This is a genomic window from Spirosoma sp. (genome assembly GCF_048594605.1).
In the GTDB taxonomy this organism is placed as follows: Bacteria; Bacteroidota; Bacteroidia; order Cytophagales; family Spirosomataceae; genus Spirosoma.
The window spans coordinates 34,154-55,706 of sequence record NZ_JBMDWV010000363.1 but is presented as its reverse complement, the minus strand read 5'-3'; the positions used below and the strand labels follow the sequence as shown (position 1 = coordinate 55,706).

Annotated in this window: 17 protein-coding genes; 10 read left to right on the top strand and 7 right to left on the bottom strand. The window is 49.0% G+C overall.

What is annotated here, in order from left to right; translation table 11 throughout:
* Positions 1-89 precede the first annotated feature (89 nt).
* Together ACOJS8_RS22460 and ACOJS8_RS22455 are read right to left on the bottom strand one after the other, a co-directional pair.
* Complete coding sequence (locus tag ACOJS8_RS22460) at positions 90-1,208, bottom strand: ATP-binding protein (protein WP_420150796.1); 1,119 nt, start codon at positions 1,206-1,208, stop codon at positions 90-92.
* Between the two features lie 66 nt (positions 1,209-1,274).
* Positions 1,275-2,492 carry a putative sugar nucleotidyl transferase gene (locus ACOJS8_RS22455; protein WP_420150795.1) on the bottom strand — a complete coding sequence of 406 codons (1,218 nt, stop codon included), beginning with the start codon at positions 2,490-2,492 and terminating at the stop codon, positions 1,275-1,277.
* 359 nt (positions 2,493-2,851) lie between these two features.
* Here ACOJS8_RS22455 and ACOJS8_RS22450 point away from each other — a divergent pair, with 359 nt between their 5' ends.
* Positions 2,852-3,928, top strand: coding sequence for a hypothetical protein (locus tag ACOJS8_RS22450; protein WP_420150794.1), 1,077 nt, complete (start codon positions 2,852-2,854; stop codon positions 3,926-3,928).
* 51 nt (positions 3,929-3,979) lie between these two features.
* On the opposite strand, the gene ACOJS8_RS22445 is transcribed toward ACOJS8_RS22450, so the two are convergent.
* Positions 3,980-4,744 carry an SDR family NAD(P)-dependent oxidoreductase gene (locus tag ACOJS8_RS22445; protein WP_420150793.1) on the bottom strand — a complete coding sequence of 255 codons (765 nt, stop codon included), beginning with the start codon at positions 4,742-4,744 and terminating at the stop codon, positions 3,980-3,982.
* Positions 4,745-4,832: 88 nt separating this feature from the next.
* Positions 4,833-5,732: a ChaN family lipoprotein gene (locus ACOJS8_RS22440; protein ID WP_420150792.1), complete on the bottom strand. Its 900-nt coding sequence runs from the start codon at positions 5,730-5,732 to the stop codon at positions 4,833-4,835.
* A gap of 137 nt (positions 5,733-5,869) precedes the next feature.
* Between ACOJS8_RS22440 and ACOJS8_RS22435 the strand changes: the two genes are divergently transcribed.
* From ACOJS8_RS22435 to egtD, 5 genes are all read left to right on the top strand, one after another.
* On the top strand, positions 5,870-7,267 hold the full coding sequence (locus ACOJS8_RS22435; protein WP_420150791.1) for a sensor histidine kinase: 1,398 nt from the start codon (positions 5,870-5,872) through the stop codon (positions 7,265-7,267).
* 67 nt (positions 7,268-7,334) lie between these two features.
* Positions 7,335-8,996 (top strand): FAD-dependent oxidoreductase, encoded by a 1,662-nt coding sequence (locus ACOJS8_RS22430; RefSeq protein WP_420150790.1) that lies wholly within the window; start codon positions 7,335-7,337, stop codon positions 8,994-8,996.
* A 69-nt stretch (positions 8,997-9,065) separates the two neighbouring features.
* A complete protein-coding gene (locus ACOJS8_RS22425) occupies positions 9,066-9,338 on the top strand; it encodes a UBP-type zinc finger domain-containing protein (protein ID WP_420150789.1) in 273 nt (90 codons plus the stop codon).
* 86 nt (positions 9,339-9,424) lie between these two features.
* Positions 9,425-10,621: an ergothioneine biosynthesis protein EgtB gene (egtB, locus tag ACOJS8_RS22420; RefSeq protein WP_420150788.1), complete on the top strand. Its 1,197-nt coding sequence runs from the start codon at positions 9,425-9,427 to the stop codon at positions 10,619-10,621.
* Positions 10,585-11,637 (top strand): L-histidine N(alpha)-methyltransferase, encoded by a 1,053-nt coding sequence (gene egtD / locus ACOJS8_RS22415; RefSeq protein WP_420150787.1) that lies wholly within the window; start codon positions 10,585-10,587, stop codon positions 11,635-11,637. Before egtB ends, egtD begins: the two co-directional genes overlap by 37 nt.
* A gap of 20 nt (positions 11,638-11,657) precedes the next feature.
* On the opposite strand, the gene ACOJS8_RS22410 is transcribed toward egtD, so the two are convergent.
* From ACOJS8_RS22410 to ACOJS8_RS22400, 3 genes are all read right to left on the bottom strand, one after another.
* Entirely contained in the window at positions 11,658-12,374 is a 717-nt protein-coding gene (locus ACOJS8_RS22410) for a hypothetical protein (protein WP_420150786.1), read from the bottom strand.
* Between the two features lie 176 nt (positions 12,375-12,550).
* Positions 12,551-14,083, bottom strand: a complete 1,533-nt coding sequence (locus ACOJS8_RS22405; RefSeq protein WP_420150785.1) for a SusD/RagB family nutrient-binding outer membrane lipoprotein — start codon at positions 14,081-14,083, stop codon at positions 12,551-12,553.
* A 70-nt stretch (positions 14,084-14,153) separates the two neighbouring features.
* Positions 14,154-17,375, bottom strand: a complete 3,222-nt coding sequence (locus ACOJS8_RS22400; protein WP_420150784.1) for a SusC/RagA family TonB-linked outer membrane protein — start codon at positions 17,373-17,375, stop codon at positions 14,154-14,156.
* Positions 17,376-17,860: 485 nt separating this feature from the next.
* Here ACOJS8_RS22400 and ACOJS8_RS22395 point away from each other — a divergent pair, with 485 nt between their 5' ends.
* The 4 genes from ACOJS8_RS22395 to ACOJS8_RS22380 all read left to right on the top strand — a co-directional run bounded on the left by ACOJS8_RS22395 (position 17,861) and on the right by ACOJS8_RS22380 (position 21,535).
* On the top strand, positions 17,861-18,676 hold the full coding sequence (locus tag ACOJS8_RS22395; protein WP_420150783.1) for a phytanoyl-CoA dioxygenase family protein: 816 nt from the start codon (positions 17,861-17,863) through the stop codon (positions 18,674-18,676).
* Positions 18,677-18,702: 26 nt separating this feature from the next.
* A complete protein-coding gene (locus ACOJS8_RS22390) occupies positions 18,703-19,950 on the top strand; it encodes a sterol desaturase family protein (protein WP_420150782.1) in 1,248 nt (415 codons plus the stop codon).
* A gap of 15 nt (positions 19,951-19,965) precedes the next feature.
* Positions 19,966-20,592, top strand: a complete 627-nt coding sequence (locus ACOJS8_RS22385; RefSeq protein ID WP_420150781.1) for a redoxin domain-containing protein — start codon at positions 19,966-19,968, stop codon at positions 20,590-20,592.
* 67 nt (positions 20,593-20,659) lie between these two features.
* On the top strand, positions 20,660-21,535 hold the full coding sequence (locus ACOJS8_RS22380; RefSeq protein WP_420150780.1) for a DUF1684 domain-containing protein: 876 nt from the start codon (positions 20,660-20,662) through the stop codon (positions 21,533-21,535).
* The last annotated feature ends 18 nt before the right edge of the window (positions 21,536-21,553 follow it).

The following is a 21,553-nucleotide window of genomic DNA, read 5'->3' as shown; positions in this document are numbered from 1 at the left end:
AGAGTTGAAGAGTTATACAGTTAGGAGACACTCAAGGCCAGCTAAAAACTTTATAACACTACAACTTTACAACCCTTTAACTGATCTGGCTACGTTCGGATTAGTCGGCTAAACGTGAGAGACATGTCGAGCATAATCATTTTTGCACGGGCGTTACGTTCGAGATGATAAGCGGCTTCGTTGAGGTCGGCTACGATACGTTCAATATGCTGCATGGTTAAGACTTTAACGAAGTTTCTGACAAACGCCATTTCATCATCCGGTAAACGTACCAGTTCGCCCGCTCCCTGCTGCCACAGAAATAAATTGCGATACATGCGAATGCTGTAATCAATCAACCCCTTTTGTTTTTCCTTGCTAAAACCGTCGAACTGATCGGCCTGTTTGACCAGCGTAATTAAATCCTGACGATAACAGGTTCGCATCCATTCGGCAAACCAGGTATGCTGATCGGTGGATTGATTATTCGGATTGCTCAATTGTAAGGCTTCAGCCAGATTGCCGTCGGCCAGGTAGGCGTAGCGTCGGGCGGTGGTCTCGTCGAGATTCAGGTGCTGACGCAGGTACGTAGCAATTTCTTCGTCGGTAAACGCCTTTACCGCAATACGTTGCGTTCTGGAAAGAATCGTGATAAGCAGCTTATCGGGCTGATTCGTTACCAGCAGAAAAAGCGTTTTGGCGGGCGGCTCTTCCAGAACTTTGAGCAGTGCATTGGCCGATGATACGTTCATCAGCTCAGGCAGCCAGATCAGCATAATCTTATAAGCACCCTCATAGGCTTTTAGCGACAGCTTCTGCAGAATATTGCGGGCTTCCTCGGCTGAAATGTTGCCCTGTTTGTTATCCGCGTCGATTGTTTCGAGCCAGTCAGGCAAGGTACGATATGGTTGTTCGAGCAAAAACCTGCGCCAGTCGGCCAGATATGCTTCAGACGTTTTTCCCTTCGCCAGATTAGCCACCGGGAAAACCATATGCAAATCCGGATGGATAAGCTTCTGTGTTTTTATGCAGGATGCACATCGGCCACAAGCGTCGTCTTCCAGTTTATCTTCGCAATTGACGTACTGAGCCAAAGCCAGCGCGAGCGCCAGGTTAGCGCTGCCCACAGGCCCGTCGAACAGCAAAGCGTGAGCCAGGTGATTGCTTTGTACGGCCCGAAGCAGCAACTGCCTGGTATCGTCCTGACCAATTATTTCAGAAAATTGCATAACGTTTATTAGGGAGCCGCCTTCTATTTCGAGTGAATAAACCGTTTGGATACGACGTTCATGGCGCTAAAAAATAAATGGAGACGAATTGTCGACGGGGCGGGAGCGTTCGATCGAGAAGATTTCCCGGAGGATGTCTTCTTCCTGTTTATCAAATTCCTTGTTACGTCGTCTGAATGCTTCGGCCGCCACCTGAAGTGCTTTTTCGAGCCGGTACGTTGTAAATCCGTCGATGGAACCGCCCCATGAGAAGGAGGATATGTGCTTTGGCTGAAAATTGCTTCCGAATACGTTGGCACTGACCCCCACAACCGTACCCGTATTGAACATTGTGCTGATACCGGCTTTGGTAAAATCGCCCATCATCAGGCCACAGAAAATACGCCCCGTATCCTCCAGCCGACCTGTTGCATAAGAATGGAGCTTGACGTTGCTGTAATCGTTTTTCAGATTCGAATTGTTCGCATTAGCGCCCAGATTACACCATTCGCCAATGACCGAATTGCCCAGAAAACCGTCGTGTCCTTTATTGCTATGGCCAAAGAAAACCGAATTGCCGACCTCTCCGCCAACTTTGCAGAATGGGCCAATTGTGGTATTGTTTCGCATTTTTCCGCCCCAGTTCACGGTCGATCCTTCGCCGAGCGAAAACGGGCCAATCATGATCGTGCCTTCGCTTATGGTCGCGTCGCGACCGATATAAATAGGACCACCTTCGGCATTCAGAATGGCGGACCGAATGGTAGCGCCTTCTTCAACAAAAATATTCTCGGGCGCATAGCAGCGTGTGAACGGATCGGTAATTGGCTGCGAGGTTCGGCCAGCCGTTATCCGGGCAAAATCAGCCCGTATCTGATCGCCATTGTGGACAAAAATATCCCACATGTGATTAACGACGGTCAGCGGTTCGGTAAACGTACCAAAACCATACGCATCATCAACCGTTGGTGAGTCAGCCAGTTGTTTATCCGTTCGTAGGGCTATGACGAGACCGCTGGACGTAATAAGCCCTTTATCATTCTCCAGCGCTGCAATGGCTTCCTGCAAAGCCGCTGTTGGACAAATGGCCCCGTTTACGTACCAGTTATCGGCACCGGGTCGTTGCGGAAATTTTTTCTGTAAATAACCAACTGTCAGAAAGGAAGGGGTTTGTTTTAAAAAATCAGCCCACTTTTCGGCCAGCGTTTGAATACCTATGCGAATGCCCGCCACTGGACGCGTAAAAGTGAAAGGCAGTAGGGCGGCTCGGATGCCCGGATCGTCGAATAAAATCAGGTTCGCCATGGCTTGCATTGATAAAATCTGTGGGCAAATATCTACTCTTAATCTCAAAAAAAAGAACGGATCAGCCTCCTGAAAAGAATCTTTTCCTGCGAGACTGTAGCGATTAGCAGCACCTGGATCGATCGCTAACCCTTGTCCAGTGTCTTTTATCTAAATCAACGTATTACCAGCACGTTTGATAGAATATTCTTTTTAAGCAAAGGTGCCGAAAGAACACAGGCAGCATAGAAGGCCAGCGAAAAGTGAGCTGAGTTTCGTCCTAATTTTGAGTAAAAGCGGGCTTCGGCGCAACGTAGCATTCCGATAAAAACGCTACTTGTTTGCGCATACAGAAGGTAGGCTGCACTTTTACCGAAAATATGGCTATTTTAAATATAGATGCTATCATTCAACGTATTGCCAGTTTGCAGGATAAAACGGGTCTGTTTCCAGCCGTACGTAGCAATGCAATGATTGGCTATCAGCGGGCGGATACGAATGTTTTCTTCTCGGCTATTACGGTATTCACGTTGCAGAATCTGCGCTTAAGTGTTTCTCTGGAAAGCCGGAAACAGATTGATCAGATTCAGCAGCGTGTGGTGAAGGCTTACCCGCTTTTTCGGAATAAAGATGGCTTGAACACCTATAATTTCTGGCCTACACGTCCGTCGCGGCACTTCCCGAATGGCTACGTATTTCACCGGTTCGAGCACTTTCGGATTCCCGACGATATTGACGATACGGCTATGGTATATCTGACAACCGAACCCGTGCGGGCAGATCAACTCTGGTTGAAGGAAAAACTGGCGCAGCATGCCAATGGAAGTCAACCCCAGCGAATCCGCAACACATACCCCGAATATCGCCAGCTACGGGCCTATTCGACCTGGTTTGGCAAAAATATGGGCGTCGATTTTGATGCCTGCGCGCTGAGTAATATGCTGTATTGCATTTGTTATTACGGCCTTCCTCGCAACCAGCACGATACCGACTCGCTTACGTATCTACGAGCCATTGTGGAGTCTGAGCGCTACGTTGCTGAACCGTTTCGGTGCGCCCCTCACTACGCTCGTACGTCGCTGATTATTTACCATCTGGCGCGATTGATGACAGCATTCGACATTCCCGAACTAAGACCCATTCGTTCGCGACTCATTACGGATGCGAAGCAGGAACTGGCCCGGGCAACAAACCGGATTGAGCAAATTATATTGACAACGTCTCTGCTGCGTTTCGGCGAAACCGGGCCAACCATACCGCTGGAACGTATCGAGCAGGATTTCATGCCGTTCAATTTTTTCATTGCGGGCTTGCTGACAGCCTATGAACAACCCCTGTTACGTCGGTTTGCCGACCGGCCGATTGTGCAGATGCGCTGGCAATGCGAAGCACACAGCTGGGCGCTGGTGGCAGAATACCTTTCTCTTGCTAACGCTAACGCTTGCGTATCTGAGTAAGAGACTTGCTGCTCATCAGAATTTTCTCGGGGTTTCGCATAGGGACAGCTTTTATAGACTCATTCCGCCGTCCACAAAAATGGTTTGCCCGGTAACGTAGCGCCCTGCTTCAGAACAGAGTAGAACCGCCATTGCTGCTACGTCTTCGGGTTGACCGGGTGGGCCGGCCGGAATATTCATCCGCTGGCTAATCTTATCAGGAACGGGCGGAGTTGGTTCATCAATGCGGGGCGTAGCGATCACGCCCGGCGACAAATTATTGACCGTAACCCCTTTTTCCGCCAGTTGTAGGGCGAGGTTACGTACGGTGTTGGCAACGGCCGCTTTTGTGCCCGCGTAAACGATCATAGCCGGGTGCGGTTTTTCTTCCTGAACGCTCCCGATGGTGAGAATACGTCCCCAGCTTCTTTCTGACATACCCGGTGCAAAGCGCTGCATCAGCAGCAGTGTAGATTTCCAGTTGGCGTTAACCTGCTTGTCAAATTCCTCGGGAGTGGTGTCGTTCCAGTCTACGGGTAGTTGTACCGATGCATTGGTAACCAGGATGTCAATTGGGCCTAGTTTCTGGGTGGCCTCGGCGAATAACTCATCAACGGCTTCTACTTCTAACAGGTCAATGCCGATGACATCACTTTTAACGCCTTTTTGCCGAATCTGGCTAGCTACGTTCTGGGCTTCTTCGTCACCTTTGCGGTTATGAACCAGTACGTTAGCCCCAAATTCGGCCAGGGCTAGGGCAATGGCCTGACCAATGCCCTGACTGGAACCTGTTACTAACGCATTTTTTCCGGATAAGTTGAGCAAATCCTTGATCATGTGTGGCAGGACTTAAGTTTATAGTGTGCTGGTCAACTTGTAACCTGGAAACCAGAACAACATGTGAAAAAATTATCGAGCGAAACAGTTAATACGTCTTTGTCATATCGGCTGGAATAGCCAGAAGGAAATCGGCAAGGTTTTGGTTTTCGCGGTCGGGATGCTCTGGATCAGGCATCTCTACAGATGAAAGCGTCACAATTTTCAGATCAGGACGTTCTTTGCGCAGATACCAGACAATGCCCTCAAAATTTTTGGAGTGATAATCGCCGTTGAAGTGGAGCATCGTTTGCCCCGGCTTCAGGTTTTGCAGAATAAAATGGGCCATAGTTGCATCCTTGATAGCCTGTGCACGTGCAAAATTAGCGGTCATTTCCGGGTTCGACGCATGCGGATTGGGCGTGGAAGTGCCTCCGTGCGACGGTTCAGACATCATCTTCATCATGGCTTGATAACCGGGCAATGTCAGATCGACGGTTAGTGGAAGAGGAGCCATTTGGCTCTTGCCATCAGCCGATATGGTGTCGAGCGAAGCTAATCCCTGCCGGGATACCTGACGGGCGTAACGCCGAGGTACGTTAGTTGCTACGAACGGGATGTGCTGTTCGCGGGCAAAGTCAGCAATAGGTTTATAATCAGTGTCGTAATTCGGCCAGAGCCGAGTCTGGGCCGCTAGTTCTTTACTTGTTGTGCGACCCTGTACGTAATCGCTTAACGCTGTCTGATTATCGGCTTCAAACATCTCTGCCCCCAATACCAGACTTCCTTTTTTAGCGGCCTGCAAATCCTTCGTCAACTGCAATTCGAGCCAGTGGCAGATTGGATTATTGTGCAATTCGCCGAACAGAACAACGTCGGCATCGGCAGCCTGACTTAGCAACTTTGCATACGTAGTGGCCTTTAATTGAGGTGTATACAGGCGGTAAGCAGGTTTGTCAGACCGGAAAGCGAAGACGATGAGGCAAAAAAATAGTATGGAAACCCGCATGGCTATAGGTCAAAATGAGGCTGTAATTCAGAAAGGGGGTTCTAAGCTCCCGAAAAATGCGTAGAAATAAAGAGATACGTCCATTCTGTAACGAATTGACCGTATATTTAGTTAGTCGTCTGGTTATTTGACTAACTATGAATTTACTAGAAAACCTTCGCTCATTTCCGGCTTTTGAACAAGTGCCTGATGAACAATTGCAATGGTACATTGATCGTGCCGAAGACGTAACGTTTCCGAAAGAATCGGTAATCTACAAGCCAAACGAAACCGTCGATTACATGATATTCCTGCTGGATGGTCGTATCCGGGTCGATACGGGTGCCAATGGGTCGGGCGAAGAGATCATACTGTACGATATGTATTCTATTCTGGGCGTGCTGCCGTTCTCACGAATGAAAAGTATTCCCAACCGGCTCGTGGCAGAAAAGGAGACACGTGTGCTACGGCTGCACCGCAAGCATTTGCCCGAACTGATCCGCGCTTGTTACGAATTGACGGAAGTACTGGTGCATCAGATGGCTACCCGCATCCGGGATTTCACGAAAATGACCCAGCAAACCGAGAAAATGGCATCGCTGGGCCGCTTGTCTGCGGGCTTAGCACACGAACTTAATAACCCGGTGGCGGCTGTGGTCCGTTCGGCCGATACGCTCAAAACGCACCTGCGCGCAACCCCGGAAGCTTTCAAAACGGTTATGCGACTCAATCTAAGCGATGAGCAGGTCGATTCGGTGCAGGAAGTATTTTTTAGTAAGGTCGACCAGCAAGTAGCTAACGGTGCGCAACAACTGACGCTGCTTGAACGTAGCAGCCGGGAGGACGACCTGACCGATTGGCTCGATGACCACGGTGTAGATGATTGCATGGATCTGGCGGGCCCTCTGGTCGAATACGGTTTTTCGATGGATGATCTCGACTGGCTGCTGGAGAAGATTGGGCATGAAAACCTGGCAGGGGTAACGAACTGGCTTGTCAATAACCTGGTTACGGAAAAGCTCGTGCTGGACATCAGCGAAGCCTCAAAACGAATCTCTACGCTGGTTGGCTCGATCAAAAATTATACACATATGGATCGGGGCGTGGGCAAGGAACAGGTTCGGCTCGGCGACGGAATTCGTAATACGTTAACCTTACTGGCGCACAAAGTCAAAAGCAAACACATCGATCTGACATTAACCATTCCTGACGATCTGCCACCGGTTTGCGGTTGGCCGGGCGAGCTAAATCAGGTCTGGACAAACCTGATCGATAACGCAATCGACGCCCTGCCCGACGGCGGAAAAATCGAAATCAGCAGCGAGCCCGATGGGTCAGAGTTTATCTTAACCAAAGTTATCGACAACGGACCGGGCGTTCCGGCCGATATTCAGGACAAAATTTTTGAACCATTCTTTACGACCAAAGAAATCGGTAAAGGCACCGGACTTGGCCTCGATATTGTACAGGGTGTTGTAAAACACCATAATGGCTCCATTAAAGTTAAATCCAAACCGGGTCATACAGAATTCAGCGTGTGTCTTCCTGTCCAGTGAGCATTTGAGCAACTAGTTAAGAATATCGATATTCACGCACTCACTGGACCAATTACTCATTTCACCTATGCGCCTTCCTATCATTTTTGCTATCGATGATGATCAACAGGTATTGCAGGCTATCCAGCACGATTTGCGCCAGCAGTACCGAAAAAAATACCGTATTCTGGCCACCAGTTCGGTTCGGGAGGCACTCGATACGTTGCCGGAACTGAAAAAGAAAGGAGAGGAGATTGCTTTGTTTCTATCCGATCAGCGGATGCCTTCCATGACGGGAGTAGAGTTTCTGGCGCAGGCTCGTAAGTTATTTCCAAATGCAAAGCGGGCTTTACTAACCGCTTATTCTGACATTGATGCCGCTGTAAGGGCCATTAACGAAGTACAACTGGATTATTACATTGCCAAGCCCTGGGACCCGCCTGAAGAAAAATTGTACCCGGTTCTGGACGACTTACTTGACGACTGGCAATCCGATTACCGGCCCGGCCACGAAGGTCTGAAATTGATTGGTTATCAGTTTTCGCCCCGTTCACACGATTTAAAAGATTTTCTGGCGGGTAATTTATTCCCATATCGGTGGCTCGATATTGAAAGTGATCCTTCTGCTCAGGAACTGCTTGATTTGCACGACATCGAAACAAAGGATTTACCAGCGGTTGTGCTTGAAAATGGAACCGTATTAACGCAACCCAGCCTTAGCGATCTGGGCGAAAAGCTGGGACTGCGACCAAAAGCGTCGCAGGCTTTGTACGATCTGGCAATTATTGGGGCCGGTCCGGCCGGGCTAGCCGCTGCGGTTTATGGAGGGTCTGAAGGTTTAAAAACGGTGCTGATCGATAAGCGGGCTCCGGGTGGTCAGGCAGGTACAAGTTCCCGTATCGAAAACTACCTTGGTTTTCCAAGTGGGCTGAGTGGAGCCGATTTAACCCGGCGGGCCATTACGCAGGCGCAACGTTTCGGGGTCGAGTTTCTGGCACCGCAGGAGGTAATGTCCATCAAATCGCAGGGGCAATATAAGCATATTAGTATGGTTGACGGGAGCGAAGTAGTAGCCCGCGCCATCATCCTTAGCACAGGTGTAGCTTACCATAAGTTAGAAAACAAAAGCCTGGACAAATTTACGGGGGCTGGTGTGTATTACGGTGCGGCCACGACCGAAGCGTATGCCTTCAAAGGAAAGCCCGTATATATTGTAGGCGGTGGTAATTCAGCCGGACAGGGCGCCATGTATCTATCAAGAACAGCCTCGCACGTATACATCTGCGTACGTCGGCCCGACCTCACCGAGACTATGTCCCAGTATTTGATCGATCAGATCGCTTCTACGCCTAACATTACGGTTATGGGCTGTACGGAAGTTGTTGAAGCACTGGGCAACGAACGGATGGAGTGTCTGGTACTGGAAAATATGGACTCAAAAGAGCGGTCTACGGTTGAGGCTGCCGGCTTGTTTATCTTCATCGGCACGAAACCATTTACCGACTGGATCGAGATGGACATTATAAAAGATCCAAAGGGCTTTATTGCCACCGGTCGGGATCTGGCCAAGTACGCCGATTTCAAGAAAGTATGGCGATATAGCCGGGAACCCTTTGCGCTCGAAACCTGTAGTGCCGGTATTTTTGCCGCTGGCGACGTTCGGGCCGGCGCTATGAACCGCGTAGCATCGGCCGTAGGGGAGGGTGCCATGGCCGTGAGTTTCGTTCATAAATATCTGGCAGAAAACTAACGTAATGCGGTGACATCCTACGAATAAATCGGGTTGCCAACGTAACGGCGGACTATCCGCGCTAACTATATGCTCAAACGAACCCTCTGCGAACACCTCGCTAATCTCCCCCAACTACGTACCGCCAGCCAATACGTTTGCGAAGAATGTGTCAAGACGGGCGATTCCTGGCTTCATCTGCGTACCTGCCAAACCTGCGGTGTTACGCTTTGCTGCGACAGTTCGCCTAATAAGCACGCAACAAAACACTATCGCGCCAGCAGTCATCCGGTAATAGCTTCCGCCGAACCGGGTGAACAGTGGCTCTGGTGTTACGTTGATGAGCAAATGGCTACATACTAAACAAGGGCCATACTTTTGGGTTAATAGTTTACGGGATTTGGCCGACTGACTAATCACAGACTGAATCCCGTAAATCGTTAATCTGAATGATCGCAGAACAAACGCTTACCCAGCAGTATTTTCGCATTAGGGCGCACTCCGAAGCTATTTGTAAAGGGCTTGAAACCGAAGATTACGTAGTACAACCCATTGCTGACGTTAGTCCGCCCAAATGGCATCTGGGGCACACAACCTGGTTTTGGGAAACCTTTGTTCTTAGTCCTAATGCCCCCGGTTATCGCATCTTCCACGAAGATTTCAGCTATGTTTTTAATAGTTATTACGAAACCGTTGGGAAGCGCGTACTACGTACCGACCGTGGTAATCTCAGCCGCCCGACTGTAGCAGGCGTATATGCATATCGCGCTTACGTGGATGAGCACATGGGCCAGTTTCTAGAGGCAGCCGATCTTTCCAATGAGCTGTACGCACTCATCCTGCTTGGACTAAACCACGAACAGCAGCATCAGGAGTTGCTCATTACCGACATCAAATACATTCTGGGTCACAATCCATTATTTCCGGCCATTGAGATGCCAGACATAGCGAAACTGGAAAATCAGTGGGCGTCTCAGGGGGGGCGGCAGTCCGTCACGTTACCAGAAGGAATTTACACCATTGGCTATCAGTGGAATACAGGGCGTACTCCTGAATCATTTTGCTTCGATAATGAACTGGGCGTGCATAAAGTTTACCTGAATGAGACGACAATTTCGGGTAATCTGGTTACCAATGGCGAGTATCTGGAGTTTCTTGAAGCCGGTGGTTACAAGAATTTTCGGCACTGGCTTTCCGATGGCTGGGCGTGGGTTAAAACGAATCGTATTGAAGCCCCTTTGTATTGGCACCAGATTGATGGCGAATGGTGGCAGTACACGTTTGACGGACTAAACCCCGTCCGTGCTGACGAACCCGTTTGCCATGTAAGCCAGTACGAAGCGGATGCCTACGCCCGCTGGCGAAGAAGGCGGTTGCCAACCGAGTTTGAATGGGAAGCAGCCGCTGACCAGCTCAATTGGGGCTTCCGGTGGGAGTGGACAAACTCAGCCTATCTGCCTTATCCGGGCTTTATAACGGCTGAGGGAGCCGTAGGCGAATACAACGGTAAATTTATGAGTGGACAGATCGTTCTGCGTGGAGCTTCGGTGGCTACTCCCGAAGGGCATTCCCGTCCGACGTATCGCAATTTTTTTCAACCTGATAAACGATGGCAATTTACGGGAATACGATTAGTGCAGAGTTAGGAGCAGAAAACACTGGGCATAGAGACGCCGAATCAGGAACAGATACGCTTGACATTATACCCTCTGCCCCGCACCCCACGCCCCTGGCCAACGAAGTGCGGGAAGGTTTGCAGAAAACGCCCAAACGGCTGTCGTCACAGTTTTTTTACGATGCGGAAGGAAGCCGGATTTTTGCCGAGATCATGCACTCGCCGGACTATTACCTGACCCGGTCGGAGTACGAAATCCTGAATACGCATAAAGCTGATTTACTGCGCTACGTAACGCCTGATGAGCGCCCGTTTGATCTGGTTGAACTAGGAGCGGGGGATGGACTGAAAACCAAAATCCTGCTCAGTTATTTTTCCGATCAAAAAGCTGACTTTACCTACGCACCGGTTGATATTTCGGTCGATGCACTGGAAGAACTGGTGGTAGATATACGGCAGAAATGGCCCGATTTACGGCTCAACCCGCGACATGAAGATTATTTCAGCGCACTCGAGCATCTTTCGGAAGCGGCTGATAGCCGAAAAATTGTCCTGTTTCTGGGGTCGAACATTGGTAATTTTGCCCAGGATGAAGCGATTAAATTTTACCGGCAACTGCACGACCAGTTACTGCCCGGCGACCTCGTACTGACGGGTTTCGATCTGCAAAAGCATCCTGCCGTGATTCATACCGCTTATAATGATCGGCAGGGTCTGACGCGGGCGTTTAATCTGAACTTGCTTCGACGGATCAATCGTGAACTTAGTGCCAATTTTGACCTGGCTGCTTTTGATCATTACGAAAGTTACAACCCCGAAACAGGCGAAGCTCGCTCGTATTTAGTGAGCCAGAAAAACCAGACTGTACGGATCGATGCAGTAGATATGGACGTAGCATTTTCCTACGGTGAAATTATTCATACTGAAATCTCCCGGAAATTTACGCGCAAACAGATCGAGCAATTGGCGCAGGAAACGGGATTTAACGTAACGGGTTGGTTCACAGATTGCAAAGAATACTTTGCTGACGTACTATTTGAACGCTAATTCAAGCCTGCGGAAGTCATTTATCCTGCCTGTCCTAAGAAATACATAAGAGCAATCAATCCAGCCATAAGGGCCGACCAACTCCAGATGCTTCGCTGGCCTGGGGCGGGACCGCTACGTAGTATCTGAACACCAAGGGGTATCAAGGCTGTACAAAGTCCAGCCGTAGCCAGAACCGACGCCAGCGAACTCCCTTTAAGAACGCCCAGCATCAACACTGACATTGTTCCCAGTGCAATAGAGCGTAGCAGATTCAATACACCGTAAAGATAAGCGCCGATAGCCAGTATAATCCATCCGAAAAGAATGGCTGCTGATAACGTAGCAACTATGTGAAATGCACCGTAGGAATCAGCAACGGCCTTTGTCGCTAGCTGCAGATTCTGAACCTCGACCAGCTGAAATGCTAGATGATTTATACCGTAATGAAAAGTGCGGGCGAAGAGCCCCAGCATCACGAACGTTCCTCCCCAGGTTGCCCAGCCAGGCTTAGTTTGTCCAATTAATTGGGCTAGTACACTAATCGCTGGCCACAATAGAATATTTCCCGCCAAAAAGAGATTGTAAGAAGTGGTGATGAGCGTCGGATATTCGTCAAACGCTTTTAGCTGATCGGGAAAGAAAAAATGAAATTGGATACGTAGCAGACTACCGGCCAGAAGTAGAAATGGTCCCAGTATCATTGATGTTCCGCCAACCCACCGACCCGGAAATTGAAAGGTTTCTGCTTTATACATAGACAATTATCTGGTTATCATTTTATTCTATTAAATGTATGTAATAAAAGGTACTATGTTATGCATATTACACGGGTGGATAAAAAAAGAAATAAACGGTAAAACGTAAGGACGCGGTAAAAACAAACAGGCCCAACCAGTGTGGCTGAGCCTGTTTCAATTACTGCAAACCTACATTACTGTTTATCCCACCAAACGCGTGTATCTAAATTGTCTGGCCCCTGACGAGTAATCGCTTCAGTGACTTTCGTCTGATTGACGGATATTTCTGCGTCGGGATAGCTCAATCTGTTAATAAAATTACCCTTGATTTCTTTGCCAGGGTAAGGGTTTGGCGTCAGAACTGGAAAACCACTCCGGCGGAAATTCGCAAACGCTTCGGGGCCGTTCAGGAATGAAGCAACCCAATATTGCGTATTGATCAATGCCAGACCGTTAGCGGCTACGTATGGATTTTTCTGCAAATACGTAGCAATATCAGCGTCGGCAATAACCGTGGCAGGGCCATAGTCGGCTAGTTGCTTCATATGAGCCGTTACACCTGCGTTATAAAAATCAGCTGCATTGCCTGTTGTCCAACCCCGTTGAGCGGCTTCGGCCAGCAGCAGTTGCGTTTGAGCGTACGTAACCAGAAAGTTGGGAGCAGTTAAGCCGCCCATGCGCGTACGATCCAACTGCGAATAATCGTAAAAACTTGCCAGGCCATCGGCCGTAGCGCGCGCGCCAATTGTACCGTTGTCAAAGCCCAGTGGCATCCCAATTTGCACAGATGGGTCGCGATTAGCTCTGGCTGTGGTTTGCTCGGGGCCACTCTTGGCCCCAACGTACCGGACGGCAATCGCTGTTAACCGAGGATCGGCCGTTGTTTTCAGGTAAGTAACAAAATTGCCGGTGAGATAATAGTTCGCAGCTTCGGTTGAGTTTAACGTAACACCCACGGGATTCTGGTAATTAGAATTATTACGAACCGCAAAATTGTCAGCGTTCGATTGCATTAGGCCAGCCGCAACAGCTTTCTGAACGGTGGATTGGGCCAGTGCGGGATTCACTTTCGATAGCCGCATGCCAGCACGTAGCAGCGTCGAAGCCGCTAGTCTTTTCCACTTGGTCACATCACCAGCATACATAATATCGGCCGATTCAATCGTTTTGCTCGCATCTAAAGCAGCGGGGGCTTCGGTCAGCTCTTTTATGATATCGTTGTAGATACTTTCCTGAGTATCATATTTCGGCGTAATGTTCAACCCTAGATACCCTAATCCGGCTTCGGAATAAGGAACATCTCCATACGTATCGGTAAGTACCATCGATACATACGCTTTCAGGATGCGAGCCATGTTGTACAGATTACTACGGTTGGCATCTGACTTCGTTTTAGCCAGCACATCAACCAGGTAGCGGACATTGTCTCGATAATAGCGTTGCCAAAGGGCAGCATTTGCTCCGGCAGAGCCCCGATTGTCAATGTTGAAATTCCCACCTGATATAATACCAGAATTGGGTGAAAACATCTGCTGGACAATGGGTTCCTCAAAAATCAGTATCTGAGAGGGAAAGGCGGTATTGACAATGGCATTGTTAAACGTAAAAACCGGATTCAGGGCCATTGTTGCCGTTGGGTTTGTGTTGAGTTGATCAAACCCATTTTCGCAACTACTGGCACTGATCAGCAGGGCAGTCAGACCGATATAAAGACTTGTTTTTTTCATGATTGAAGAATTTTTTTGGTCAAGTTTACGACCTAACGTTTCTGGCGCGGGCCGTAAACCTCAAACCTCTTTAGAATCGAACATTCAGGTTAAAACCAATGCTACGTGTGATGGGAAGCCCTGTTGACTCCAGCCCAATCAGGTTATCGGAGCTAAAACCGAACTGCTCAGGATCGATGTTGGGTACCCATTTTTTCAAAACCGCTACGTTGTTCGCTACCGCACTGATGCGTATACCTTTGATAAACAGCGATTGCGGCAACAACCTGGTGAAATCGTAGCCGAGGCTGATTTGACGAAGCTTCCAGAAACCAGCGTCGTAAATAACCTGTTCGCCCAGGCTCTTCGATCGACCGACTGAATAATAGTCCTGTACAAACGCACGAACCGCGTTTGCTTCGCCTTTATCGTTCACACCAACGCCCACCATCTTATTATCCGGATCGCCCCGTCCAACTAACGTTTCTTTCTGTAAACCATGACGGAATGCATTCAGATTCGTACCCGAAATCATTTTGCCGCCTAGTTTGAAATCAATTAATACCGATAAACTAAGCCCTTTGTAATTAAACGTATTCGTGATGCCTCCTATGTATTTCGGCAAGGCTGATCCGAACGAAATGGGCGTAGCGGTCCGGTTAGCAATTCCATCGTTGCCGTGAACGATACGTCCCTGTGCATCACGTGCATAGCCATACGTATACAACTGACCTAGCTCCTGACCAACAACCTGGCGAAGTTCACCTACGTAAATGCCGGTACCAACAACAATTTGTTCGCCCTGTTTGTCATTATTGATGTCTTTTCCTGGGGTTCCATCATCGTCTGTTAGCAGACGTAGCAGTTTGGTCTTGTTATACGATCCGTTCAACGTAACGTCCCAGGAAAAATCTTTTGTGCGGATTGGGGCTAAGTTCAGCAGCACTTCAACCCCACGGTTGCGGCTTTCTCCACTGTTGATCAGCGTGCTTGTATAGCCCGACGCGTCGGAGGTTTGAGCCGCTACGATCTGATCGCTCGTAACCTTATTATAGTACGCGAAATCCAGGCCAACGCGGCTATTGAACATTTTCAACTCCAGCCCTACTTCTGTTTCAGCTACTCGGCTGGGTTTAAGTGTGGCGTTTGGTATTGTGTTAGACGTGATTGTACCAACGGGCTGACCCGCTCCCGCAGGATTTGGAAACAGGTTAGCAGCGACGCCATAGAACAGGTTGTTCGAGTAAGGTGCTACGTCACCATCGCTGCCCACTTCGGCGTAAGCCGCCCGGATCTTACCAAAATTCAGGAAGTCGGGTAGCTTGTTAAATGCCTGAGAGAAGACGAAGCTACCTGTTATGGATGGGTACAGAATGCTCCGATTGCCTGGTGCCAGCGTCGAGAACCAGTCGTTACGTACCGTTCCGTTTAAAAACAAGACGTCTTTGAACGAAAACTCCGCTGCTGCATACAGCGAATTTACTTTCCGTTCGCTCAAACCATAGAGTGGATCTTTTACGCGGCCGTTTTGTGGAACATACAGACCACGTACAATGAAGTCCGTAACCAGTACGCTATTCAGATCACTCCGGCGATAAAGCTGGTTGCCCCCTAACGTGAGATCTATGCCTAGAACGCCCAGCTTACGATTGGCCCCAATCAGGAAATCGGCGTTTATTTCACGGAACCGGCGAGCCTCCTGAACGTAGTTTCCATTAACGAACCCACTAGGGGCAGCGGCCAGAGAAGCCTGGCCGGTCGGGAAGTTATAGTCCTGATCGCGCGACCAGTAATCCTGTCCTACCCGGCCCTGCAAATATAGCCAGTCAGTGAAGTTATAGCGGGCAGAGATATTGCCAAACAACCGGTCCCGGCGAATATTTTCGAACTTATAATTCATCACGAAGTAAGGGTTCGTGCGGTTCATAAACCGCGAATAAATGAACTCGTTACCTGTAGATGGATTGATCTGGTTGGCTTCCAGAACGTCCAGCGGCATGGAGTTGGCCAGGGTATAAATGACCGTTGGCGTACTGTTGTCCTGCTGGGCAATCTGCGGTGGATTTTTTGTGTACTCGTTCGAGTAATTGATGGTGCCCGTAACGGTTAGTCTTGTCGACAGATTGTAGCTGAAGCCAAGGTTAATGGTTTTCCGGTTATACGTATTATTTCGTGTAATTCCTTTGTTATCCAGATTGGACAGAGATAAGTTGAAACCGCCTTTTTCGCTGCCCGACGAAATCGCGACCGAGTTTGTCCAGGTAGAACCATCCCGGTAGAACGTATTGATTCGGTTACGCACCGGCTCATAAGGTAGTGTTATGCCTCCAAACAATACCTGAGTTTGACCGGCAAACTTCTCGCCAAAACTCCACACACCGGAGGTTGGGTTCGGCGCCGTTGGTCGAACGCCGTATTCTCCCTGCCCATATTCGTACTGATAATCCGTAAAATCCATAGGATGGTCGGTCGTGAAGTTGGTATTGTAAATCACGCCGATGCCCTGCCCTGTTCCTCTGGTTTTGGTCGTAATCAGGATAGCGCCGTCTTTCGCCCGAGAGCCGTAAAGCGCAGCTGCCGTACCCCCTTTTAATACGGTCATTCCTTCAATGTCGTCGGGGTTAATAGACGACAGGCCGTCGCCACCGTCGGAGTAGTTCGAGCCACGGTTGCTGATGGAGTTGTCGCTACCGGTGTTCCCGTTGTTCTGACCAAAGTTCGTATTATCGATGGGCACACCATTGACGACAATAAGCGGGCTATTCTGGCCTGAAAAGGAAGACTGCCCACGAATCCGGATTTTACTCGTACCCGCTGCACCCGTACCGAGGCTGCTGATGTTTACACCTGCAATCTTACCCTGGAGCGCGTTCATGAAATTAACGGTACGGTTGGTGGTAACCTGCTCAGGATTAACGATGGCTGTAGCATAACCGAGCCGTTTCGCTTCTTTCTTGATACCCAGCGCTGTCACCACTACTTCGCCCAGGTTCTGTTCTGCTTCCTGTAACGTAACGGTCAGTTGTGTCTGATTCCCAACCTCAATTGTCTGACCCGCGTAGCCAATGGCGCTGAAGACCAACGTAGCATTAGCCGGGATGTTTAACGAGAAACTACCATTGCCATCTGTTGTGGTTCCTAACTGCGTATTTCTAACTAGAATGTTTACGCCCGGAACAGGCTGCTGATCTTTACCGGAAAGGACTCTGCCAGTTACCCGACGATCCTGAGCCTGAGTGATATGTGCGATCAACAGTGCTATCCATAAAAATAGGCAACAGGGGCTGACCTTTGTTCGTATAGTGTGTTTCATTATGGGATAGGAAATTGATTGGAGTTCAGTTACTTGAATAAGACAATTAATTAGCACTTAGTTGAAATTTATAAAGTGCCTAAATCGATGTATCTACTACGTTATTTTATAATTGGAGGAAAAAATTTGGAAATGTTAAAATCACTAATCACCTTTGCCTATAAAACTAAGAGAGTATATATAGTTACTCGATCAGACACGTATGAACATTGAGCAACGGCCCCTGATTCTAAAGCGTATAAATGCTTATTCCGCACCCTTCGTCATGTCCTCGATGATGGAGATGGGTTGTTGTTGAGATTCCTCTTTCATTGGCCAAAGCAGCTAGCGTTTTACTTCAGGCTGGAAACGGTCAAATACGTGACCTAACCCATTTAGTCCGTAATTTCTGAGCAAACAAGCGTTTGCTTTTCATAATCCTAAATACTATACTTAATCTGTATAGTAAATATATAATAGACATTTCAATCTTAATTCACACAGATATGGTCCTAACAGAAAACCCAGCAGCTATTCAGTTAACCCCAACATTATCTGCCGAGCAAACGGCTTTCTTTGATAAAAATGGCTTTTTGCATATTAAAAACTTTGTCGACCGCGATGTTGTCAAAAGCTTCATCCGGGAGTTGCAACGTATTGAAGCCAACTGGGTTGCGGAAAAAGTCGATAAGATTAATGGTACACCAATTAAATACGGTCGCGATGAGAATGGCCAGTTGATTGTTCAGCGCTTTGCGTTTGCTTCGTTGTTCAGCCCGGTATTACACGAATTTTTGCAGGACGAGCGCCTAAAAGCCCTGGTCGAGCTGCTGCAGCCTTACGACGGACGTATCGGCGAGGGGGAGAAAGATGGCCTGGTTGTCAATCACTACGTTCGGACGCCGGAAAGCAATTTCTCCCGCATGGGTTGGCATACCGATAGTCCGCGCGATCTGTTTCTGGGACACCGGATTCGCCCGATGCTCAATGTAGGGCTGCATTTAGATGATTGCCCAAGAACGAATGGCGGACTACGTGTTTTGCCGGGAACCCATAAGCAGAATACGCTCCTGACGCTGTTCCGGAAGCGGCAATTCATTGATCACCGTCCCGATCCGCGCGAAGTGGGATTCGACATTGAAGCGGGCGATTTAACGGTTCACAACGGTAGTCTGTGGCACCGGGTTGAACAGTCGCCGAATCTGGGCGCCGAGAGTCGACGTCGGGTCATGTACATTCCGCTGGTTACGGGTGAGTATCAGCCTAAAAGCGCAGCCAGCAAAACACCATTCTACCACCGCTTTAGCAAGATTCTGCGGTAGTTCCGAACTAACTAAGTATTGGGCTTATGCATCTCAACTGGCTTGCTTTTGCGGTTCCGTTTTTTCTAATCCTGATGGGACTGGAATACCTCGTTGCGAAATGGCAACAGAAAAACTATTTCCGTTTCAATACGTCCGTTGCAAACTTGAACGTCGGTATTGCTGAGCGATTGCTGGATAGTTTTACGGTTGGGGCGTTCTATTTTGTCTACGATTATCTGCATCGCCACTACGCACTGTTCGACATTCCGGCGAATGGCTGGGGCTGGGTTGGCCTGCTGATCGCGACGGATTTTGTCTGGTACTGGTACCATCGACTGGCGCACGAAATCAACGTATTCTGGGCGGTGCATGTGGTGCATCATCAGAGCGAAGATTTTAACTACACGGTTTCGGCACGTATTACAGTATTTCAGGCCGCTGTGCGTACTGGTTTTTGGGCAATTTTGCCAATTATCGGGTTTCCTGCCGGGATGATTACCGCCATTTTACTCGTGCATGGCCTATACCCGTTTTTTATCCACACCCGAACCATTGGCAAACTGGGCTGGCTCGAATACGTGCTGGTTACGCCTTCGCACCATCGGGTGCATCATGCCAGCAATCCGCAGTATCTGGATAAGAACTACGGCGACATGTTTATCATTTGGGACAAGCTGTTCGGTACGTTCGTCGAAGAGAAAGAGGAACCCGTGTATGGATTGACGAAGCAACTCGATAGCCACAGCTTTTTGTGGCAGCATTTCCATGGGTTGCTCGAAGTGCTGGTTGCGGCCAGTAGAGCCAACGGTTGGAAAGCAAAACTGGCGGTTCTATTTGGCAGACCTGACACCGTCGATCCCACGATTCGGCAGGAGCTGGAAATCCGGTTTCTGTCCACCAGTGCTGCCGAACGGTCTGTTAGCCATAACAGAAGCCGACGTTTTCGGGGCTACGTTGCCGGGCAACTGGCCGCTACGTTGCTCATTTTATTCACGTTTCTGCTATTCGACCAGTACGTACTCGGTCATTTCCAATTCCTAACGGCCCTGTTTATTCTGCTTACGCTGATCAACTGCGGGGCTCTGCTTGAACAGCGGCAGTGGGTACTTTATCTGGAAATCGGCCGGGTAGGAGTACTGTGGCTGGCGTTGTACAGTTTGCTGGGCGATCCTATGCTGATCGTGCTGGGTTACATTGGGGCGCTGTCGCTCTGGGCGTATTTCTCACTTCTTCAGAAACGCTATTTTCAACTGGTTTACGGATTTGGACTTCAGTCCGTCGATAAGGATTGATAAACAACAACTGACATGACACTTGAATTTGAAAATGAATTAGGCGATATTCGGACAGTTAGCAGTACGTTGTACCGCACCCGAACGGAACGTGTTCGTCCTTTAACAACGGGTGATCCAGCCCCTTTTTTCAGCCTTACTGGTGCACCCAATAATTGGCGGGCGTCCGTTTTTTCACAGAATTCATCAGAGCGTACTACGTCTGTACTGGACCTGGTCAGCGTTCGACCTTTAGTCGTTAGTTTTTATTGCCCATGCTGGGGGCGTTATGCACGCCCTTATCTGGATTCGCTGGTTCGGCTTAATCAGGATCTGCTACTGGCCGGTGCAGAGCTGGTTGTGTTCTCCAATGAGTCGCCCAGCGTATTGGAACGGCAGGTAAAAGGACTGGATTTTCGCATAGCTTACGATGCGGAGTCGTCGGTAGCGCAACGGTTTGGCGTGTATAGCGAAGATAACCCGGTCTGGGAGCGCATATCGGGAATTTCTGAGGATGCGTTTACGCCAGCACTCTACGTAATTGGGCCGGATCGTCGGATTGCCTATCATTTTCTGGACGAGAACTTTGATCGTTCACTCGATCAGGAGACCATTTTCAACGTCGTTCGTGATCTTAACCTCGCTCATTATGAAACGCTTTAAGAAATCAAAATCACCTAAGTCATTAAATCCATATTCACGTTTTTTCTTCGGCTTATGGATCGTTGCTATGGCTGCAACTGTCGGCTTTCGGCAAATCGAGACTCGTGTTTCTGATAGCCCGTCTTACAAGGCCCAAATCGAGCAGTGGCATCAGGATCGGGTAAATTCTCTGAAAAGCGAAAATGGCTGGCTGAACCTGGCGGGTCTTTTCTGGCTGAACGAAGGGAAAAACTCGCTCGGCCGTGGGTCGGATTTCGACGTACCGTTTCCGGGTGCCGCTACGTCCGTTAAGCTAGGCTCATTTGAGCTGCAAAATGGCGAGGTTCGATTCACGCCCGAAGAGGGTGCGGCCGTATCTGTTGATGGAAAAACTATAACCGAACCGATTGTCGCTTTTTCGGAAACAGGCAAGCCGCCTGTACTGGCCAATGGCTCGCTACGTTGGGTAGTCATTAAACGTGGCGATAAATATGGCGTTCGGTTACGCGATCTGGAAAGTTCATTTCTGAAAGAATTTCATACGATCAATCGCTATCCGGTTAACGAAAACTGGCGGATCAAAGCGAGATTGGAAGCACCCACGACGCCCAGGACGATTCCAATTCTGAACGTGTTGGGTCAGACAACGCAAACGCCTTTAGCGGGTACACTGGTATTTGAGAAAGGCGGAAAAACGTATCGGCTCGACGCGGTTGGCGAAGGCGAAAAGCTGTTTATTCTGTTTGGCGACGCAACTAACAGCCACGATACGTATGGCTCGGGCCGATTTCTATATGCTGATAAACCTAGCATAGATTCGGATAACGTAACAACGCTCGATTTCAATCAGGCTATCAATCCGCCCTGTGCGTTCACGCCCTACGCGACCTGCCCATTACCTCCCAAACAAAATAAACTGGCTTTCGCAATTACGGCCGGAGAAAAACGGTACGGTGATCACTGACGGTACGACCTGCGTTTT

What these genes read in the sequence shown, in the direction of transcription:
- ACOJS8_RS22435 (WP_420150791.1), top strand. Translation starts at nt 5,870, where the DNA reads ATGAATTTACTAGAAAACCTTCGCTCATTTCCGGCTTTTGAACAAGTG.
- egtD (WP_420150787.1), top strand. Translation starts at nt 10,585, where the DNA reads ATGGCAATTTACGGGAATACGATTAGTGCAGAGTTAGGAGCAGAAAAC.
- ACOJS8_RS22450 (WP_420150794.1), top strand. Translation starts at nt 2,852, where the DNA reads ATGGCTATTTTAAATATAGATGCTATCATTCAACGTATTGCCAGTTTG.
- ACOJS8_RS22455 (WP_420150795.1), bottom strand. Translation starts at nt 2,492, where the DNA reads ATGGCGAACCTGATTTTATTCGACGATCCGGGCATCCGAGCCGCCCTA.
- ACOJS8_RS22425 (WP_420150789.1), top strand. Translation starts at nt 9,066, where the DNA reads ATGCTCAAACGAACCCTCTGCGAACACCTCGCTAATCTCCCCCAACTA.
- ACOJS8_RS22440 (WP_420150792.1), bottom strand. Translation starts at nt 5,732, where the DNA reads ATGCGGGTTTCCATACTATTTTTTTGCCTCATCGTCTTCGCTTTCCGG.
- ACOJS8_RS22405 (WP_420150785.1), bottom strand. Translation starts at nt 14,083, where the DNA reads ATGAAAAAAACAAGTCTTTATATCGGTCTGACTGCCCTGCTGATCAGT.
- ACOJS8_RS22430 (WP_420150790.1), top strand. Translation starts at nt 7,335, where the DNA reads ATGCGCCTTCCTATCATTTTTGCTATCGATGATGATCAACAGGTATTG.
- ACOJS8_RS22395 (WP_420150783.1), top strand. Translation starts at nt 17,861, where the DNA reads ATGGTCCTAACAGAAAACCCAGCAGCTATTCAGTTAACCCCAACATTA.
- ACOJS8_RS22385 (WP_420150781.1), top strand. Translation starts at nt 19,966, where the DNA reads ATGACACTTGAATTTGAAAATGAATTAGGCGATATTCGGACAGTTAGC.
- ACOJS8_RS22410 (WP_420150786.1), bottom strand. Translation starts at nt 12,374, where the DNA reads ATGTATAAAGCAGAAACCTTTCAATTTCCGGGTCGGTGGGTTGGCGGA.
- ACOJS8_RS22460 (WP_420150796.1), bottom strand. Translation starts at nt 1,208, where the DNA reads ATGCAATTTTCTGAAATAATTGGTCAGGACGATACCAGGCAGTTGCTG.
- ACOJS8_RS22380 (WP_420150780.1), top strand. Translation starts at nt 20,660, where the DNA reads ATGGCTGCAACTGTCGGCTTTCGGCAAATCGAGACTCGTGTTTCTGAT.
- ACOJS8_RS22445 (WP_420150793.1), bottom strand. Translation starts at nt 4,744, where the DNA reads ATGATCAAGGATTTGCTCAACTTATCCGGAAAAAATGCGTTAGTAACA.
- egtB (WP_420150788.1), top strand. Translation starts at nt 9,425, where the DNA reads ATGATCGCAGAACAAACGCTTACCCAGCAGTATTTTCGCATTAGGGCG.
- ACOJS8_RS22400 (WP_420150784.1), bottom strand. Translation starts at nt 17,375, where the DNA reads ATGAAACACACTATACGAACAAAGGTCAGCCCCTGTTGCCTATTTTTA.
- ACOJS8_RS22390 (WP_420150782.1), top strand. Translation starts at nt 18,703, where the DNA reads ATGCATCTCAACTGGCTTGCTTTTGCGGTTCCGTTTTTTCTAATCCTG.